The sequence below is a fragment of the Anabaena subtropica FACHB-260 genome (assembly GCF_014697105.1).
Taxonomy (GTDB): Bacteria; Cyanobacteriota; Cyanobacteriia; order Cyanobacteriales; family Nostocaceae; genus Trichormus; species Trichormus subtropicus.
The window spans coordinates 39,266-56,345 of record NZ_JACJRF010000009.1; the positions used below are offsets into that span (position 1 = coordinate 39,266).

The following is a 17,080-nucleotide window of genomic DNA, read 5'->3' on the forward strand; positions in this document are numbered from 1 at the left end:
GCACTAGCTTTTATTAACTAGTTAGTGCCTGTGTCTTTAGGAATATTTTCAGTAAATTTGACTAATAAATAGCTAAAAAAAGCATGGTTTATATAAAAACTCAATGTGGCTAAATGTAATGCGTTGTAACTCCTATTTTTTCGGGATAACATGAGAATACAATCCTCTTTAGCTTAGTACACCACATAAGGTGTCAGTTTTTTTATGGAAATACAGTTAATTAATATCGGTTTCGGCAACATCGTGTCGGCTAACCGAGTAGTTGCCATTGTCAGTCCAGAATCTGCTCCTATCAAGCGGATTATCACCGATGCCAGAGACAAAAATCAATTAATTGATGCAACTTATGGTCGCAGAACTAGGGCTGTAATTATCACCGATTCCAGCCACGTAATTTTGTCGGCGATTCAACCGGAAACGGTAGCGAATCGTTTCGTCATTTCCCGCGAACATCAGAGTGTCGAAAATTAATTGGGGAATGGAGTAAAACTCCATCCTGATTTGTACCACATCAGCAGTACTATGTGAATTAGACAAGTTTTCTGTCACTCGTGCTACAAATTCGTTAGTTAAGGTTTGCGCTGGTAACGTAGACTAGATTAAATTACTAACTTATCTAATGAATAATGTTTCTTGATTAATTCACAGGTTTAACGGATGATGCAAGTTTTATCCATCCAGAGTCGTGCTACTACCAAAGAAAGTCCGTTGTCAGGCAAGCTGATTGTTTTAACCGGGCCTAGTGGGGTCGGTAAAGGTACTTTAATGCGATCGCTCCTCCAGCGTCATCCGGAACTCTATTACTCTGTATCTGCCACAACTCGCGCCCCTCGTCCTGGGGAAATCGATGGCAAAAACTATTACTTTATTAGCCGCAGTAAGTTTGAACAATTGCTTGCCCAAGGGGAATTTCTAGAATCGGCAGAATTTGCGGGTAACTATTATGGCACTCCTCGTGAAGCTGTGCTTAACCAAGTTCAATCTGGTCAGTTAGTTGTGCTGGAAATTGAGCTAGAAGGAGCGAGACAAGTTCGTACTTCCTTCCCTGAAGCCCTGAGTATTTTTATTCTGCCGCCTTCCTTTGAAGAGTTGGAAAACCGGATTCGGGGACGTGGACAGGATTCAGAGGAAGCGATCGCTCGTCGCTTACAGCGTGCCAAAGAAGAGATTCAAGCTGCGGATGAATTTGACCTTCAAATCGTCAATGACGATTTTGAAACGGCACTCAATGCGATCGAAGCTGCTTTATTTGGATAATAAATATCCTGTAAAATACCAACCAAGCATTTTATATACCAAATAAATATAACTAAGGACACATAAAGAAAACCATGATCTTCTTTATGTGTCCTTTAGTTTTGCAGTTAATGAGGATTCTATCTTACAATCAACAATTACCAATCCCTAATACAAGGGAAAACCTCAGCAATGCAGTGGTTACCCAATTATCAGAAAGCAAACTAGCCCACTAGACCTTGAATTAAAGCAAGATTACTAGTCAAAAAGTAAGCGACTACTGCGCCACCAATACCACCAATTAAGAAAGCACTGGCGAAATTGTTCCAGCCTTCTTTAGATTGGAAAGCATCTGGGGGATTAGGTACAGTAACACTAGCAAGAGCCTTGGGTGGATTGCTGTTAGCGTAAAGAGAAAGAGCAAGAGTGAAAAGTACAACTAAGCCAATAGCACTTAGTAATCCAGCGAGGTTGGCATTAGCTGCATCCCGCAGTGGACCTAATTTAGCGAAAGGTCCAAATAGAAAGTAACCATGAGCCATACCGACTTCTAATCCACGTCTAAAAGGAGTTAGACCTGGGCGATAAGCAGGTAAGTTATTAATGAACCACTTAATTAAGGGAGAAGAATTAACCGGGGTTTCTAAGTTGCCCCATTGAGGATCACGTCCTGCTGGAAAAACTACTTCCCGATTTCTGGGGTCACTAGCGAGGTTTTTTGATGCGTCTACTGCTTGCGCCATATTTTATGTTTGCCTCAAAAATACAATGGTGGCATTTTTATATTAATAATAATTGTAGCCAAAGGTGTTTTTTATTCGAGAAGTTTAGAAAAATTAATTTAGATTACTTAAAAGTATAAAACTCGCAAGCTAAAATTAGCTTTACGAGTTACGAAAAATGATTTTCAATGCCTATTTGGAGTGATAATTACACCTAATTAAATTAAGGAAATTAACCACACTACATTAGGCAAAAAATAATAGTTTAATCGGTCTTAAAATTCCGATTTCAACTTATGGTAGGGGATGGAAAAGTAGGTCTGGGAAAAAGCGATTGAATTCAATCAAAATCCCGGCTGTGATGGTCAACCAGATAGTAGCAGCTACAGGTGCTGTGGTAATAAACTTAAGTAAGTAGCTAGATTGGTCAGCTTTGTCTGCCATGATTTATTCTCCAAACAATTTAATTGATTAGGTGGAATTAGCGGGGAGAAACAGTAATTTCAGAGTCCTTAGCGGTTAATTCACCAGAAAGGAGTTCTTTGACTGCGGCTGCTGGCCAAGCAAAACCACTGGCGATAATGGGTAGTGCAATACCCAAATCGATTTGGATCTCTTTTTGTTCAGTATCTGAGTCCTTTTTGATTGCTTGTAGGTAAGCACGACCTACCCAACCAATCCAACCGGCAATATAGAGGAACAGAATGCTGGGAATCAGGAAATCACCAGCTTTATCAAGACGACCATCGACAATCAAGTGGGGATAACCTTCTGGCCCACAAAGTTCCTGAGCATAACGCTCAAAACGTTTTTGACCTGATTGGGGATCAGCCGTAGTGTTACGGGCATTTTTTGCCAATGCTTGAAATGCAGGATTTTCTGCACAAGGTGTCAGATTAGCTCCCAAGGCTTTAGCTGGGGGAGCGAAACTGAATGACAGACAAATCACTAAAATCAAAGCAAACAATCGACGCATGGATTTGTTTCCTTTTATTACACAAGAAAAAGTTTTTTGTACAAAACGAAGCGGCTTGTACATTTTTGATTTGCTTAACTAGCAAGTCATCATACTCTTGCGCGGGAATCGAGTAAAGTTTAAGTAAATAAAAGTTAAAGCTTCTCAAACAAATCTTTAGAGAGGGCTGAGTACTGAGTGGCAAGTGCTGAGTAAAATTTTCTAATTATTAAAGAAAATTATTTTAGACCTCATACCCGAAAACTCAGGACTCAGGACTCCGCACTCATTACTTCTTCGTAGCAATGACAACTGTTTTAGCAATCGAAACCAGCTGTGATGAAACTGCCGTGGCAATTGTAAACAATCGTCAAGTTTTGAGTAGTATCATAGCCTCGCAAATTCCCGTCCATCAGCAGTATGGTGGGGTAGTACCAGAGGTAGCCTCACGAGCGCACTTGGAAACGATAAATGACGCGATCGCCCAAGCAATGGATCAAGCTCAACTAGATTGGGATAAAATTGATGCGATCGCAGCCACTTGTGCGCCTGGACTTGTAGGAGCGCTGTTAGTGGGGCTAACTGCTGCCAAAACTTTAGCAATTCTGCACAATAAACCATTTTTGGGAGTTCATCACCTCGAAGGTCACATCTACGCGACTTATTTGAGTGAGCCAACTTTAGATCCCCCTTTTCTTAGCTTACTGGTTTCTGGGGGACATACAAGCTTAATTTACGTTAAGGAATGTGGCAATTATGAAACTCTAGGTGAAACTCGTGATGATGCTGCGGGGGAAGCCTTTGATAAAGTAGCTAGGCTATTGAAGTTGGGTTATCCCGGTGGCCCAGTCATCGACAAACTAGCCCAAACAGGCGATCCCCAAGCCTTTGCCTTACCAGAAGGAAAAGTTTCCCTAGCCGGTGGGGGATACCATCGCTATGACGGCAGTTTTAGCGGCTTAAAGACGGCTGTACTGCGTTTAGTGCAGCAATTAGAGAAAGATGGAGACTCACTACCAATAGAGGACATTGCGGCCAGCTTCCAGGCAACCGTAGCCAAAGCATTAACCAAAAGAGCGATCGCCTGTGCCTTAGACTATGGATTAGATACCATTGCCGTAGGTGGAGGAGTAGCCGCTAACAGTGGCTTGAGACAACACTTACAAACAGCAGTAAGCGCCAATAACCTCCGCGTCCTCTTCCCACCCTTGAAATTTTGTACCGACAACGCCGCCATGATAGCCTGCGCCGCCGCCGACCATTTATCACGCGGACACACCTCATCTCTAACTCTAGGCGTAGAGTCCCGCCTAAATCTGAGCCAAGTTATGAAGTTATATAGTTAATTGTCAGTTGCCCATAGACAAAACCTCTATGTTTAACCGTTGGCTATTGACTACTGACCACTGACAATTTCCCGAATATGATTCGCAACCGCATCTGGCTGTTCTAACATTGCCAAGTGTCCACAATCAGGAATTTCAATCACGTTCTCACCACAGTATTGAAAAAGCCGATGGAAACTGGCTAAATGACGAACATACTTGGGTTCCATCACCTTATCGTCAGTACCAGCCAAAAAATAAACTGGCTGCTTTAACTGAGATACTAACTTTGGTAATCTGTTCACTTCTTCCTCTGTGGTGGAGTCTAGCAAAGCTCCCAAGGCTGCTTCCGGGTCAGCTACAACAAAATCTATTACACGTTGACGCGCCCATTGGCGATCCAAAGGACGAGATACACTCGCTCTAGTAAAAAGTAAATCAATGAGAGGCAACTGAGATAACCAACGTGGACGGACTTGTAAAAATCGTTGCCCGGCTACACGGAACTGTTCAAAAGCTTCTTTGAGATAAATACCGCCACCTGCATTGATACAAATGACACCCTTAATCCGTTCAGGAATTTGAGCAGATGCCCATAAAGCGATCGTACCTCCCAATGAATGACCAACAAGCCAAGCACTGGTAATATTTAGCTGTTCCAATAGGGCTGCCAAATCTTGAGCATAAGCAGATGGTGTATGGAGAGAATCAAAAGATGAACTAATATCTTGAAGAGACTGAGCAGATAGATTGACACAACTTGATTCTCGATAAAAATCAGTTTCTATTTGTGACTGAGACTCTCCAAAACCTCGTAAATCATAAGACAAACACTGCAAATCGACTGACAACCGGGAAATCACAGGTTGCCAGTATCCACGGCTATTGAGCCAACCGTGAATAAATACTAAAGCGTCGGGGCAGGATGTGGGGGCTGTCAGCTCGTATGCGTGTGGAAAGCCCAAGATTTCAATAGTTGCCATATTTATATCGTAACCCTAAGAGTGGATACGACTAAATAAGCAATTAAAAATTCAAAATAAAAATATTAGAGGTTGGAGGCTGGAGGTTAGAAAGTATATTTATTTCACTTAGTCCCCAATCCCCAGCCCTACTTTCCTAACAATCTTTGGCGTACCCCTTCAGCAATTTTGTGTCCCAGATACTCAGGTATGAGGCTTTCATTTGGCCCCAATAAATAGAGAATCAGTCTAGTACGTCCACGCCAAACTAGTAAATTGGCATTCACCACTAGTAGGTCTTCTTGCCAAATAGCGTACATCACTTTGTAAAACAATCCTGGTTGATTATCAGCCTCAATCACCAAAGCGGGAAGATGGAAAACCGGATCAACATAGAATTCAGTCTGTACTTGTTCTAGACCAACGTCTAAGTTGAATTCTACAGCCAACATCTCTTCTACCTCAAACCGCCCTCCCAAAGCCTCACGAATGGCACGGCAGACGTTTTCTGCGGTTTTCTCCGTCAAGGCTTTGCTACCACGCGATACCAAAAGTTTGATAAAAACTAACATCGGTGGTCTAATCTGCCCATAGAGGCTCAAACCATGAATGGTTAATCCGTAAGCTGCTAGCACGCCGAAAATGTCACTGAGAAGAAATGACTGATTGCGGTAGGCAAAATGCAGCGCACTTTTACTACCTTCCGGCTTCAACTCAATTACTGCACGTCTGGTTTTATAGAGACGATAAGCTAGCCGTAAATTTTGCAGTTGAATCTCACTGCTGACAAATTGTTCATAAAACTGGGGAAACGCTCGGTTAAAGCGCTTTAGAAGTTCCAGTGTCGAAGATTTTAAACCAGAAGCCATCGTAGGGGTAAGACTCGCTTGCTTTTGTCACCTGGGATCTAGGGATTAGGGATTGGGGGCTGGGAACTAAGTAGTTTTCTCAACATTTAATACCTATTACCCATTTCTCAATATCCATGACCCATTACCTAATCTCTTTTATATACAATTCACTCTTCGATCCTCTCGTTTTGAGGAATTTGTCCTAGCCTTTACAACAAAGTGCTAAAGTTGAAAATAATTGGTGAGAAACACGCCGTAACACGCTGTGACCATTGAACAGTCCCAAAAACTTCTAACAAAATTGAGTGTACGGGCTAAACAATGCTATTTGCTTTGTCAGGTGTGAATCAACACTCTCGATAGTGAACACCAATTCAGTTATACTCCCCGAACCGCGTTGGCATGGGTTTTTGGAAAACTTGGTTTAGTACTCCTGAATCTGCGACAAGTAGAACACAATCTTTTGAAGAACATACGGTAGACGCTACGGGCAACTCTAACCCGAAAAGCGACACTTCCGCAGCTACAAGAAATGCGGAACGTATCGTTTTCAGCACCGAGCGAGATATTGACTTGTATGAACTCGAAGAACTCTGTGATGCTGTAGGTTGGTCACGTCGTCCTTTAAGGAAAGTGAAGAAAGCCATCGAGCATAGTTTTCTCGTAGCCTCTATGTGGCAAGTGCGAGGAAACCAAAGGCGGCTAATTGGCTTTGCCCGTGCTACCTCAGACCACGCTTTTAATGCCACTATTTGGGATGTGGTAGTTCACCCAGATTTTCAAAGTAAAGGACTGGGTAAAGCTTTGATGAAATATGTACTCAAAAAACTCAGGAGTGAAGAAATTAGTAATGTGACTCTCTTTGCCGATCCTCATGTTGTAGACTTCTACCGAACTATGGGTTTCATGGCTGATCCGGAAGGCATTAAAGGTATGTTTTGGTATCCTCATTAAATTTTATAAGGAAATAAACATAGCCAATGGCAAAAAAATCAGCTATAATGGGTAAAGCTTGTGTGAGTAAAGCTAAATCGGGATGTAGCGCAGCTTGGTAGCGCGCCTGCTTTGGGAGCAGGATGCCGCAGGTTCAAATCCTGTCATCCCGATTCAAATTGATTAGTTGTAAGAAAAACCCACATCCTTGAAAATTAGGATATGGGTTTTTCTTATGAAATTAATCAGAAAAATTATAATTTTCTATAAAAACACTGCATTAATATGGAAAAATGCTATTTTCATCTGTGTTTGTACTGAAGATTTGAATTTGAATATTCTATATGTATAGCTGAATAAAGAATAATTACAAACAAATTTCTTATAAAAGGAAATTCTCAAAAATAAATACATATGTATAAAATCAAGCAGTTAATAATCCAGCAGTAGGAGGAACGATTAGCTGTTGAACAACGTCACCATATTTGGATAAGGGCAATAAAATGGCATTGACCGTATTTACAAACACGCGAAAGTTTTTTGCCCAGTGACCGCTATATTTAATAGGCATCTACATGAATGTGTAGTGAATAGTCAAGAAAAAGTGAGAAAAGCATAACGAAGAGTACAGTCAATAAGTCGCAACGACACGAAAACTATCCTTGAGAGTTTGAAAATTTCAAGCTTTAAGAGTAGATTAGGAGCATTTAACCACTACCACAACTTTTTCTCATTTCCCAAAGATTGATATATAACTAAGACGAGTTGGTGACTTGTAAATCCAACAATTTGTCTAACTGAAATTGAACACGTTGATGCGAGGAAGACTCATGAAAGCATTGGTTCGCTGGGGCGCAACATTAGGCGTAATTGGAAGTACTTTACTAGGAACAGTATATTTGGGCAGCTTTCCAGCACTGGCATTATCAGAACAACAAATTAAAGAAAAATTGGATGGCGTACCTGTTTATTTAGTTACAAATGAAAAAGGTTTACCATTAAGCCGTCCTTTACCAGACGCGCAAAATGGGCAAAAGCCTGGTGGTTCAATAACTGGCGCTTATATGAGTCGGCAAGAAGCTCAGGCTTTTATTACCGAGCTGCGAAACGCCAAAGCTAAAGACCCCAAGATGCAAGAAATCGTCAAAAGCCTACAGGTGACAGCAGTACCACTAGGGGTAATTTATCAGCAATTGCAACAAACTAAAAAAGATCCAAATCGTCTGTTATTTGCTTTTAAACCAGTGGATCAGGAAATTAAAGGAGCAATGGATTTACTACGCCAAAGCGGTCAACAGGTAAATCAGTTTAAGAGCGTACCAATGTTTGCTGTCAGATTTTCACCAGATCAAGGTTATGTACCAATCAAAGTAGGATCTGGGGATCAACAAGTTGTACCTCTATTTTTTAGTAAACAGGATGCACAAGGTTTGTTAGGTCAAGTTAAGCCAAAACACCCGAAAGCGGATATTCAAGTTCTAGATGTAGATGGAGTAATTGAGACATTACAAGCTAAAAATGATCCTTGGTTGAACCAAGTTGTCTTAGTACCATCTCCAGAGTCTAGAGAATATATTAGGACTCTGCCTCAAGACAAAGCGCCTAACACCCCTGCTGCTCCCAATCGCACCAATAATTCTAGACCAGGAGCAAGTCCGAATTCACGTTAAGCATGACAAATCAACAGCTAAATGTAGTTTCTGGTTTACAACTTTGGCAATGGCGCACCAAAGCAACTCAAGCCGCGATCGCTCATAATGTTCCTGTGGTAGAAGTAGATTGGCTATTGCAGGAAATAGCTGGTTTAGACCGTTTGGCACTGCGTTTAGAGTCGTTTAAAGGCTGGTCTGAGATGGCAATTGGTTTATCTCTAGAAGAGTTAGAACAATTGTGGCAGAGGCGATTATGCGATCGCCTCCCAGTACAGTACATCGCCGGAGTTACACCCTGGCGAAAATTCAAACTGGCGGTGTCGAGTGGTGTTTTGATTCCCAGGCCGGAAACAGAGTACTTGATTGATTTAGCTGTGGCTGCTGCTACTAACAGTGAAAAAGCTTTGCAGTTACAACAAGGACACTGGGTAGACTTGGGAACCGGCAGTGGTGCGATCGCCTTGGGGTTAGCTGATGCCTTCTCTGAGGCGACAATTCATGCTGTGGATTGCAGTTTTGAGGCTTTGGCGATCGCCAAAGAAAATGCCCATAATTTGGGTTTCGTTGACAGGATGCGATTTTATCAAGGTCGCTGGTGGGAGCCGTTAAACTTGCTTAAAGGTCAATTTAGTGGCATGGTATCTAATCCGCCCTATATTCCCAGCGACATCGTGCCTACACTACAACCAGAAGTAGTAAACCATGAACCACATTTGGCTTTAGATGGTGGTGCTGATGGCTTAGATGCCATCCGCCATCTCATAGAGGTTGCCCCCAGTTATTTAAAACCTGGGGGTATATGGTTAATTGAAATGATGGCTGGTCAAGCAGATGCAGTAACAACTCTTCTGCATAAGCAAGGGAGCTATGAAAATATTCAAATTCACTCGGATTTAGCGGGTATCGAACGCTTTGCAATAGCACAGATTCAGTACTGAGCTATAGGACTCATAATTGATTTCGGAAATAAACCTAGGGGAGCCACGGCGTTGGAAGGGTTTCCCGGCTTATTCGCTCTTAGCGTTCCCGCAGGGTAGCAAGTGGCGTTGGGCAATGCCCACCCTAAAAATACTTAGATTTTTTCAATAATCAAATAGGATTCCTCTCTGAGCGATGAGTGCTGAGTAATAATTGCTTAACTTGTCATGGGTAATTCATAATTCGTAATTATGAATTACCCATGACAAATTATTTATGACTAAGGTTTCATTAGACGCATTAATAGCTAGTGTGCGTGCTGGCTGTTTAGTTAGTTTCCCTACCGATACGGTGCCGGCTCTGGCAACTTTACCGGAACAAGCAGAATTGATTTTTGCCGCTAAACAGCGCAGTCAGGACAAACCATTAATTCTGATGGCTGCGAGTGCGTCAGATTTGTGGCCTTATGTAAAAGGTAGTGAACAAGATTATCAAATTTGGCAACAAGTAGTCAGCCAGTATTGGCCGGGAGCGCTGACATTAGTATTACCAGCGAGTAATCGCGTGCCAACAGTGATGAACCCCACTGACCCTACAACTATTGGTATTCGCGTGCCGCAGAGTGCGATCGCCCAAACAATCTTGTCACAGACTGGGCCTCTTGCCACCACGAGCGCTAATTTTTCAGGACAGCCAGCTTTACTAACAATGGCAGAAATTGAGGCTCAGTTTCCCACAGTATTGACACTGGAAACATCGGAGACGGAAGTTACAGGAATTGGCTTGCCTTCTACCGTAGCCAAATGGACAGGAGAAAATTGGCAAATATTGCGGCCAGGGGCGGTAAATTTAGATTTTTAGGGGATGAGAGAGATGGGGAAGTAATATAGGTGTAAATTCGTCCACAGTCCCCAGTACCAATTTTTCAGACAGTTATAATGTTGGTCTCCTGATTTTGAGACAGTGAATTAGTCACGACTTGCCATATCAAGTGGAACTGATGAACCAAAAAATAAGGAAACTGATTTTTATACTTTGTGGTCAACTTACCAAGTTAATAACTGTCTAATATGAATTGGAGCAACTGGATATATCTAGGAGCAGGATTATTACTGGGGATAGGTGTTCGTGGATTATTTGCGCGGTCTGCAAATACCACTTCTAGCCAGTCCGTAGTCGTACCGGGGGAGCAAGAGCATACATCACAACTCCTGCAACAGCTCCAACAAACACAACTAGCCTATGAAATGGCGCGGGAAATGAGCCAGTTTAAAGCGGGTTTTTTGGCGCGGACTACCCATGAATTGCGATCGCCTCTCAATGGTTTGATCGGGTTACATCAGTTAATTTTGTCTGATCTATGTGAAGATCCGGCAGAAGAGCGCGAATTTATTGGTCAAGCTCATGAAAGAGCGCTGAAACTGCTTCATCTGATGGATGAAATTCTCAATGTAGCTAAGACAGAACACGGTAATAACAAATTAGATATTCAGCCACAATCTTTAGGCGATATTTTACAGGAAGTTTATAAATTAACTTATATGCTGGCGGTAGACCGCAATTTCAAGTTGCAAATTTTACCCCCAGATCCAGCGATTCATGTTTTGGCAGATCCCAGGTGGCTACGACAAATATTGTTGAATTTAGTAGACACTACCATTGCTCAGATGCAAGAAGGCAGTATTTATATTTCTGCAAAGCTTGCACCTAATAGTAATGATGTATATATTTGGCTAGATTTACCTAATCATGCTTTAGTCAAAAGTGAATCGATTGATTTGCTCAAAATTGCAGATGAGTCTTCCCTAATAGATCAGCGCACAAAAGGTCTTTCTCCGAGCATGAAGCTATTGCTTAATCAAAAACTCTTGGCAGTGATGGGAGGAAGGTTAGAAATTATTCCCTCTCCTGAATCCCTCACCGCAGAACAACTGACTAGACTCCAGTTGTCTATCCCCCTAGCGATTCCTGAAGCTGAACTTCTGTAGCGGCCAGAGAGCTAATTCTCGATTGGTTATGTAACACCATAGTGGTGCTGTTGTTGGTTTGAAAGCCTATTTTTTCGTAAAACTCTTGTTGATGAGTAGTCATTAAATATATGCGTTCGACCCACCTCATGCGGGGATGGGTCAATACCGTTTCGACTAATTTGCTTCCTAAGCCGTTACCCTGGTAATCTGGGTGAATGACTACATCCCAAATTGTGGCGCGATAGATACCATCGGAAGTTGCTCTAGCAAAACCAATGAGACGTTCTCCGTCCCAAACAGAAATCACTGGCTCGCTATTGGTAATGGCTATACTTAAATCCTCAATACTGCGTGCTTTCGCCCAAAAAGCAGAAATATTAAATAGCTCTTGGAGTTGATAAAGGTCTACTTCGGACTGGCGATTACGAAATTGAATCTGAGGATAGGCCATGTATAGTCACTCCGATATGGCAGTATTTTTACTGTCTTTTAGTCCTATTTTGCAAGAAATTATGGGAAATGTGTATGTATATGCAACTATTTTCCAGTGTAGTGAAAAATCCATTTCCATAGAGGATGTGTTGGGCCTTGTTGCCGGATCTGAAATACTTGTTTTTCTAGACGCTGCTTTTCTTGTGGTGGCAAACCCAGCAAAATATTCCGACTCTGCCAAACTAAAACGGCAGCAGTCATTCCTATGCAAAAACCCAAACCCAAGGTAGAGAGTGGATGGTAAAAAAGTCCATAACGCACTGCTACCCAGGTAAAGTATTGTTGCCACAAAGCAATTTCTGCCCGTAAATTCCACACAGACAGAGGTGCTACTGTTAGCCATAAACAGCCGACGAAACACCACCTACCATACACAGTCAACTGGTGTAACCTTTGTACTTGTTGAACTAAAGATGGCTCACTACTTTCAGTTGATGGTTGTTCTGGTTCATCCATAGGCGAAGGGAGTGGGGAACAGTGGAGCCACTGCGGTCTTGGGGTCTTCCCAAGTGGAGCAAGTGGCGTAGCAGGGGGAGAAAACAAATGACTAATGACCAATGACTATTGACTATCAACCGATGTATCAGCTACCCCGGTGTTTGGTACTACTGTAGATGAACTAGTACGTTCACGCCACCATGTTAGAAGAGTGCTAGCGATGAAGATACTGGAATAAGACCCCGCGATGAAACCAACAATGAGGGCTAGGGCAAAGTTTTTGAGGGTTTCGCCACCGAATAGATAGATAGCGAATAATGGCAACATCGTGGTTAAAGTCGTGTTGATTGATCTTCCTAAGGTTTGGTTGACTGCGTCATCAACAATATCGGTGATGGGGCGATTGGGGTCTGTTTTTAGGGTTTCACGGATGCGATCGTAGATTACTACTGTATCATTCACAGAGAAACCTGTAATTGTCAGTAGAGCTACGATAAATAGACTATCTACTTCCGTACCCAAAACTAAGCCAAAAATGGAAAATATTCCGGCTGTGATGAATACGTCATGTAAAAGAGCAACAATGGCAAATATGGCATAGTCTAACTGGAATCGGAAGTTCAAGTAGATGATAATGCCTGCGAAGGATACAATCAGGGCGATCATCCCAGAGGTAAATAATTCTCGTCCTAAAGTAGGCCCGACTGTATCAAACTGATTTTTCTGCTCGTCAAAAGTTCCTATTTTTTCACTTAAAGCATTTTGTAAACTAGTCCGTTGTTCACGACCTAAGTTTTTGGTGCGGATTGTAATACCATTTTCTGCACCAGTTTCTTTATCAGTAACAATTTGAATGCTGCTGTCACCCAAACCTTGGGCTTTAGCTACTTCCCGCACAACGTTAATATCAACAGGTTGGTCACAGTTCCCTGGTTTAGTACAGTCCCTCTCAAACTGTAATCTTGTACCACCGACAAAATCCAAACTGGGGCGTAGGGGTGCGCGAATGTTGGGGTTTTGCCAAGAAATTACCATTGAGATCAGACCAACCAGGACAAAGGCGCTGGAAATAGCCCACCAAAGCGATCGCGATTTGTTAATACTGAGTTTCATTGAGCTACCTCCGCCTTCTTCGATGCACTTGTTCCTGGTAAGTTGGGACAAAATAATTCTGGTTTCCGCAAACCAGGAATACTAATTGCCAAAAACATTAAGGTGCGACTACAGGTAATGGCGGTAAACATACTCACTGCTACACCCAAAGCCAAGGTTAAGGCAAAACCTTTGACTAAACCAGCTCCCAACCAGAATAGAGCAGCACAGGCAATAACTGTGGTGACGTTACCATCTAAAATACTAGAGAAAGCACGATAGAAACCAGATTCTACAGAACGATACAAGGATTTACCTGCTCTGAGTTCTTCTCGCGTGCGCTCAAAGATTAGCACGTTGGCATCTACTGCCATACCAATACTGAGAATGAAACCAGCGATTCCTGGTAAGGTCAAAGTTACACCCAATAAAGCAAAACTAGCCCAGGTCAGGGTAGAGTAGACAATCAAGGAAATGTCGGCAATCAATCCTGGTAGTCTATAGTACACCACCATAAAAATGAGGACTAAAATCAAACCGCCAAGCCCAGCATAAATACTGCTGTTGATGCTGTCTTTACCCAAGGTTGCGCCAACGGTGCGGATTTCGGCAATTTCTACGGGTACGGGTAAAGCACCACCGCGTAACTGTACACCTAAATCATTGGCTTGTTGGGCTGTGAATCTACCTGTAATTACCGCAGAACCACCAGTAATCCCGGTAGCAGCAAACTCTATCCCCACATTGGGAGCGCTAATTAGTTCATTATCTAAGAAAATGCCGATGCTGCGCCCAGTGCCTGCTAGATTCTTGGTAAGTTCGGCAAACAGTTCACCTCCCTTTTGGTCGAAGCGGATAGCAACATTCCAGTTTGCACCTTGATTAGGTTCACCATAAGCATCTTGTAGGTGTTTCCCGTCAAGGGGTGGATCGGTGCTTTCAAATAATTCAGCGATCGCTTGATTATTTTTTTCTAAATCTTCTAAATTTTTATTAATTGCGGCTTTATCGTCGCTTTTTCTTAACTCTTCTTGTTTAGCTTTCAGTTCCAATCGTGATGCTTGAAAGGCTAACACTTGGGTTTCAGTCCCCGGTTTTTGTTTACGAAACTCTAGCTGTGCTGTACCACCAAGTACTCGTTCTGCTTGTTCTGGGTCGTTTACCCCTGGTAACTGGACAAGGATTTTATCGGTTCCCACAGTTTGAATCACGGGTTCAGAAACGCCAAGTCCGTTAATCCGTCCTTCAACGACTCTTTTGACCCCATCCAATTCCCGTTCGGTAATTTGGGGAATTTGTGCTGATGGCTTCACTAGAATTGTAAGCTGTGATCCTCCCCGCAAGTCTAGTCCTAAGGGTACGGGAATTGTGAAAATCACCGCAATGGCGGCAATTAATAAAACTACAATCAACGCTAATAGCGATCGCTGTCTTTGCATATCATATCTCGCAACTGACAAACGCTATAATAACGCTCTTTGTAAGAGTTATGAGCTATTCGTTAAGGTTTTAAGTATCAAAGGCTGTTGTCTTGGGGAAGTGGAATATAACTTTCACGCTGGGTCTACCAATATCACACCCTCATACAGCAATTCGATGGGAAACTCCAGCCCAATGCTAGATAAACTGATAATATCTCCCGCAATATAGGGATAATAAAGCCACATTCTGCCTTCGCCGCGAGAGTAACGCTCGACAGAAATCTTTTCTGAATCAATCAAAATATACTCTTGTAAACTAGGAATTTTCAGATAGTAATTGAACTTCTCTCCCCTATCCTTACCACTTGTGCTAGGGGAAATAACTTCTGCAATTAATTTAGGTTTTTCAATAAATTTCTGTGCATTCAGGTCTTGGGGGTCACAACTGACAATCACATCAGGATAATAGTAGACACTTTGAGGTGTGAGTTGCACTTTCACATCTGACACATTGACTCGACAGCCTCTAGCACGCAGATGAGGGTATAAGTTTCTGTAAAAGTTAAGCGCAATATCATTATGAGGAATTGTACCGCCAGTCATAGCAAAAACTTCGCCGTTGACATATTCGTAACGACAGTCTTGCTGGGCTTCCCATGCAAGATATTCCTCGACGGTCATTTTTGGTTGTTCTTGGGGAGTGGCTATCATAACTTACATGATATCGATGGTAGATGTAAGTGTATAAGGGTGTAGAGCCACACCCTTACGCGCACATACTCCTACATCCTAAACTCGCAGGGCAATCATTTTCTGCACAGCTTCCACGATTTGCTCTGGTTGGACAATGGTTAGGCGCTCCAGAGTACCGTTGTATGGTGTGGGGATATCTTGAGATGATAGCCTGAGGACTGGCGCATCTAATTCATCAAAGAAGCGATCATTAATTGAAGCGATTAATTCTGCTGCAATACCGCCGGTTCGCATGGCTTCTTCCACAATAATCACTTTGTGGGTTTTGCGGATTGATGCACCAATTGTTTCTAAATCTAATGGTTTGAGGGATATTAAATCGATGACTTCTGGGTCGTAACCTTGTTTTTCTAAAGCTTTCACGGCTTGGGTGACGTGATGACGCATCCGTGAATAAGTCAAGATGGTTACATCTTTACCAGAACGGACGATTTCTGCCTTATCTAAAGGTAGGTAGTATTCTTTTTCCGGTAAGTCCTCTTTCAAGTTATAAAGCAGGACGTGTTCAAAAAACAAGACGGGGTTATCGTCGCGGATGGCTGATTTCAGCAATCCTTTGGCATTGTAAGGCGTGGAACAGGTAACAATTTTCAAGCCTGGAACCGCTTGGAAGTAAGTTTCCAAACGTTGGGAGTGTTCTGCACCTAGCTGTCTACCCACACCACCAGGGCCACGAATCACCAAGGGAATTTTAAAGTTACCGCCGGAGGTATAGCGGAGCATCCCCGCGTTGTTGGAGATTTGGTTAAAGGCTAGGAGGAGAAAACCCATATTCATGCCTTCAATTATCGGACGTAAGCCTGTCATTGCAGCACCTACAGCCATCCCAGTAAAACTGTTTTCGGCGATGGGAGTATCTAAAATTCTGAGTTCACCGTATTTTTTATATAAATCCTTGGTGACTTTGTAAGAGCCGCCATAGTGTCCTACGTCTTCACCCAGAACGAAGACACTGGAATCACGAGCCATTTCTTCATCAATGGCTTCCCGCAGAGCGTTGAAGAATAGTGTTTCTGCCATTTAGACTTTTTATTACGACTATTATTTTAGAATCTTATCGTGCCATCGTAGCTAATATGGTGAGCGATCGCACTAGTTGAAAGTTCATTTATAAGTTCTGTGAGTTTATACTTAGGTAGATGGATTTCCGGCTTGAAAAATCTGCTCTACAGTCAAATTCAACTCTGGGAATGTTGCGGACTGGATGCGGTCATTTCCCCGAAATTTATTAATCTGATATTCACCATCATCTAAACAGCAGACCAATATAGTAGGTTGTTTCGGCTTGCCAATAAACTCTCTCCCACCCAAACAACAAACTCATCAAATGTGATTACTTTACGTAAAGTTTGAGTCATGG

General features: G+C 42.4%; 19 protein-coding genes, 1 tRNA gene and 1 pseudogene. 9 read left to right on the forward strand and 12 right to left on the reverse strand.

Features of this window, described 5'->3' with window-relative positions:
- Positions 1 to 204: 204 nt before the first annotated feature.
- Positions 205 to 471, forward strand: coding sequence for an extracellular matrix/biofilm regulator RemA (gene remA, locus H6G18_RS07460; RefSeq protein WP_010994282.1), 267 nt, complete (start codon positions 205 to 207; stop codon positions 469 to 471).
- A 186-nt stretch (positions 472 to 657) separates the two neighbouring features.
- Complete coding sequence (gene gmk / locus H6G18_RS07465; RefSeq protein ID WP_190406463.1) at positions 658 to 1,257, forward strand: guanylate kinase; 600 nt, start codon at positions 658 to 660, stop codon at positions 1,255 to 1,257.
- Positions 1,258 to 1,460: 203 nt separating this feature from the next.
- Here the strand turns inward: gmk and H6G18_RS07470 are convergent, their stop codons facing one another.
- From H6G18_RS07470 to H6G18_RS07480, 3 genes are all read right to left on the reverse strand, one after another.
- Positions 1,461 to 1,979 carry a photosystem I reaction center protein subunit XI gene (locus tag H6G18_RS07470; RefSeq protein ID WP_190406464.1) on the reverse strand — a complete coding sequence of 173 codons (519 nt, stop codon included), beginning with the start codon at positions 1,977 to 1,979 and terminating at the stop codon, positions 1,461 to 1,463.
- A 273-nt stretch (positions 1,980 to 2,252) separates the two neighbouring features.
- On the reverse strand, positions 2,253 to 2,402 hold the full coding sequence (psaJ, locus tag H6G18_RS07475; protein WP_190406465.1) for a photosystem I reaction center subunit IX: 150 nt from the start codon (positions 2,400 to 2,402) through the stop codon (positions 2,253 to 2,255).
- Between the two features lie 37 nt (positions 2,403 to 2,439).
- Positions 2,440 to 2,934: a Photosystem I reaction center subunit III gene (locus H6G18_RS07480; protein WP_190406466.1), complete on the reverse strand. Its 495-nt coding sequence runs from the start codon at positions 2,932 to 2,934 to the stop codon at positions 2,440 to 2,442.
- Positions 2,935 to 3,218: 284 nt separating this feature from the next.
- On the opposite strand from H6G18_RS07480, the gene tsaD reads away from it, so the two are divergent.
- Positions 3,219 to 4,259 (forward strand): tRNA (adenosine(37)-N6)-threonylcarbamoyltransferase complex transferase subunit TsaD, encoded by a 1,041-nt coding sequence (gene tsaD / locus H6G18_RS07485; RefSeq protein WP_190406467.1) that lies wholly within the window; start codon positions 3,219 to 3,221, stop codon positions 4,257 to 4,259.
- A gap of 50 nt (positions 4,260 to 4,309) precedes the next feature.
- On the opposite strand, the gene H6G18_RS07490 is transcribed toward tsaD, so the two are convergent.
- Together H6G18_RS07490 and H6G18_RS07495 are read right to left on the reverse strand one after the other, a co-directional pair.
- Positions 4,310 to 5,221 (reverse strand): alpha/beta fold hydrolase, encoded by a 912-nt coding sequence (locus H6G18_RS07490; protein WP_190406468.1) that lies wholly within the window; start codon positions 5,219 to 5,221, stop codon positions 4,310 to 4,312.
- Positions 5,222 to 5,349: 128 nt separating this feature from the next.
- The gene (locus H6G18_RS07495; RefSeq protein ID WP_010994289.1) at positions 5,350 to 6,069 is read right to left on the reverse strand and encodes a hypothetical protein; all 720 of its coding nucleotides are present in this window, start codon (positions 6,067 to 6,069) and stop codon (positions 5,350 to 5,352) included.
- Between the two features lie 384 nt (positions 6,070 to 6,453).
- Here H6G18_RS07495 and H6G18_RS07500 point away from each other — a divergent pair, with 384 nt between their 5' ends.
- The 6 genes from H6G18_RS07500 to H6G18_RS07525 all read left to right on the forward strand — a co-directional run bounded on the left by H6G18_RS07500 (position 6,454) and on the right by H6G18_RS07525 (position 11,542).
- Positions 6,454 to 7,005, forward strand: coding sequence for a GNAT family N-acetyltransferase (locus H6G18_RS07500; protein ID WP_190406469.1), 552 nt, complete (start codon positions 6,454 to 6,456; stop codon positions 7,003 to 7,005).
- 78 nt (positions 7,006 to 7,083) lie between these two features.
- Positions 7,084 to 7,157, forward strand: a tRNA-Pro gene (locus tag H6G18_RS07505).
- A 657-nt stretch (positions 7,158 to 7,814) separates the two neighbouring features.
- Positions 7,815 to 8,654: a Tic22 family protein gene (locus H6G18_RS07510; protein ID WP_190406470.1), complete on the forward strand. Its 840-nt coding sequence runs from the start codon at positions 7,815 to 7,817 to the stop codon at positions 8,652 to 8,654.
- 2 nt (positions 8,655 to 8,656) lie between these two features.
- Complete coding sequence (gene prmC, locus H6G18_RS07515; RefSeq protein WP_190406471.1) at positions 8,657 to 9,574, forward strand: peptide chain release factor N(5)-glutamine methyltransferase; 918 nt, start codon at positions 8,657 to 8,659, stop codon at positions 9,572 to 9,574.
- Between the two features lie 256 nt (positions 9,575 to 9,830).
- Complete coding sequence (locus H6G18_RS07520; protein WP_190406472.1) at positions 9,831 to 10,415, forward strand: L-threonylcarbamoyladenylate synthase; 585 nt, start codon at positions 9,831 to 9,833, stop codon at positions 10,413 to 10,415.
- Positions 10,416 to 10,624: 209 nt separating this feature from the next.
- Positions 10,625 to 11,542: a sensor histidine kinase gene (locus tag H6G18_RS07525; RefSeq protein WP_190406473.1), complete on the forward strand. Its 918-nt coding sequence runs from the start codon at positions 10,625 to 10,627 to the stop codon at positions 11,540 to 11,542.
- Here the strand turns inward: H6G18_RS07525 and H6G18_RS07530 are convergent.
- From H6G18_RS07530 to H6G18_RS07560, 7 genes and pseudogenes are all read right to left on the reverse strand, one after another.
- Positions 11,505 to 11,975: a GNAT family N-acetyltransferase gene (locus tag H6G18_RS07530; protein WP_190406474.1), complete on the reverse strand. Its 471-nt coding sequence runs from the start codon at positions 11,973 to 11,975 to the stop codon at positions 11,505 to 11,507. The two genes, H6G18_RS07525 and H6G18_RS07530, sit on opposite strands and share 38 nt — an antisense overlap.
- A gap of 86 nt (positions 11,976 to 12,061) precedes the next feature.
- Positions 12,062 to 12,472 (reverse strand): hypothetical protein, encoded by a 411-nt coding sequence (locus tag H6G18_RS07535; protein WP_190406475.1) that lies wholly within the window; start codon positions 12,470 to 12,472, stop codon positions 12,062 to 12,064.
- Between the two features lie 105 nt (positions 12,473 to 12,577).
- Positions 12,578 to 13,567, reverse strand: a complete 990-nt coding sequence (secF, locus tag H6G18_RS07540) for a protein translocase subunit SecF (protein ID WP_190406476.1) — start codon at positions 13,565 to 13,567, stop codon at positions 12,578 to 12,580.
- Positions 13,564 to 14,985: a protein translocase subunit SecD gene (gene secD / locus H6G18_RS07545; RefSeq protein WP_190406559.1), complete on the reverse strand. Its 1,422-nt coding sequence runs from the start codon at positions 14,983 to 14,985 to the stop codon at positions 13,564 to 13,566. The genes secF and secD overlap by 4 nt, the downstream gene beginning before the upstream one ends.
- Before the next feature lie 114 nt (positions 14,986 to 15,099).
- Entirely contained in the window at positions 15,100 to 15,678 is a 579-nt protein-coding gene (locus H6G18_RS07550) for a Uma2 family endonuclease (RefSeq protein WP_190406477.1), read from the reverse strand.
- 78 nt (positions 15,679 to 15,756) lie between these two features.
- Positions 15,757 to 16,740 (reverse strand): alpha-ketoacid dehydrogenase subunit beta, encoded by a 984-nt coding sequence (locus H6G18_RS07555; RefSeq protein WP_011318312.1) that lies wholly within the window; start codon positions 16,738 to 16,740, stop codon positions 15,757 to 15,759.
- A 111-nt stretch (positions 16,741 to 16,851) separates the two neighbouring features.
- Positions 16,852 to 17,031, reverse strand: a pseudogene (locus H6G18_RS07560) (Uma2 family endonuclease); the annotation flags it as partial.
- Between the last annotated feature and the right edge of the window lie 49 nt (positions 17,032 to 17,080).

Bases quoted from the DNA above. Each gene is read 5' to 3' on its own strand.
- remA (WP_010994282.1), top strand. From the start codon at position 205: ATGGAAATACAGTTAATTAATATCGGTTTCGGCAACATCGTGTCGGCT.
- gmk (WP_190406463.1), top strand. From the start codon at position 658: ATGATGCAAGTTTTATCCATCCAGAGTCGTGCTACTACCAAAGAAAGT.
- H6G18_RS07470 (WP_190406464.1), bottom strand. From the start codon at position 1,979: ATGGCGCAAGCAGTAGACGCATCAAAAAACCTCGCTAGTGACCCCAGA.
- psaJ (WP_190406465.1), bottom strand. From the start codon at position 2,402: ATGGCAGACAAAGCTGACCAATCTAGCTACTTACTTAAGTTTATTACC.
- H6G18_RS07480 (WP_190406466.1), bottom strand. From the start codon at position 2,934: ATGCGTCGATTGTTTGCTTTGATTTTAGTGATTTGTCTGTCATTCAGT.
- tsaD (WP_190406467.1), top strand. From the start codon at position 3,219: ATGACAACTGTTTTAGCAATCGAAACCAGCTGTGATGAAACTGCCGTG.
- H6G18_RS07490 (WP_190406468.1), bottom strand. From the start codon at position 5,221: ATGGCAACTATTGAAATCTTGGGCTTTCCACACGCATACGAGCTGACA.
- H6G18_RS07495 (WP_010994289.1), bottom strand. From the start codon at position 6,069: ATGGCTTCTGGTTTAAAATCTTCGACACTGGAACTTCTAAAGCGCTTT.
- H6G18_RS07500 (WP_190406469.1), top strand. From the start codon at position 6,454: ATGGGTTTTTGGAAAACTTGGTTTAGTACTCCTGAATCTGCGACAAGT.
- H6G18_RS07510 (WP_190406470.1), top strand. From the start codon at position 7,815: ATGAAAGCATTGGTTCGCTGGGGCGCAACATTAGGCGTAATTGGAAGT.
- prmC (WP_190406471.1), top strand. From the start codon at position 8,657: ATGACAAATCAACAGCTAAATGTAGTTTCTGGTTTACAACTTTGGCAA.
- H6G18_RS07520 (WP_190406472.1), top strand. From the start codon at position 9,831: ATGACTAAGGTTTCATTAGACGCATTAATAGCTAGTGTGCGTGCTGGC.
- H6G18_RS07525 (WP_190406473.1), top strand. From the start codon at position 10,625: ATGAATTGGAGCAACTGGATATATCTAGGAGCAGGATTATTACTGGGG.
- H6G18_RS07530 (WP_190406474.1), bottom strand. From the start codon at position 11,975: ATGGCCTATCCTCAGATTCAATTTCGTAATCGCCAGTCCGAAGTAGAC.
- H6G18_RS07535 (WP_190406475.1), bottom strand. From the start codon at position 12,472: ATGGATGAACCAGAACAACCATCAACTGAAAGTAGTGAGCCATCTTTA.
- secF (WP_190406476.1), bottom strand. From the start codon at position 13,567: ATGAAACTCAGTATTAACAAATCGCGATCGCTTTGGTGGGCTATTTCC.
- secD (WP_190406559.1), bottom strand. From the start codon at position 14,985: ATGCAAAGACAGCGATCGCTATTAGCGTTGATTGTAGTTTTATTAATT.
- H6G18_RS07550 (WP_190406477.1), bottom strand. From the start codon at position 15,678: ATGATAGCCACTCCCCAAGAACAACCAAAAATGACCGTCGAGGAATAT.
- H6G18_RS07555 (WP_011318312.1), bottom strand. From the start codon at position 16,740: ATGGCAGAAACACTATTCTTCAACGCTCTGCGGGAAGCCATTGATGAA.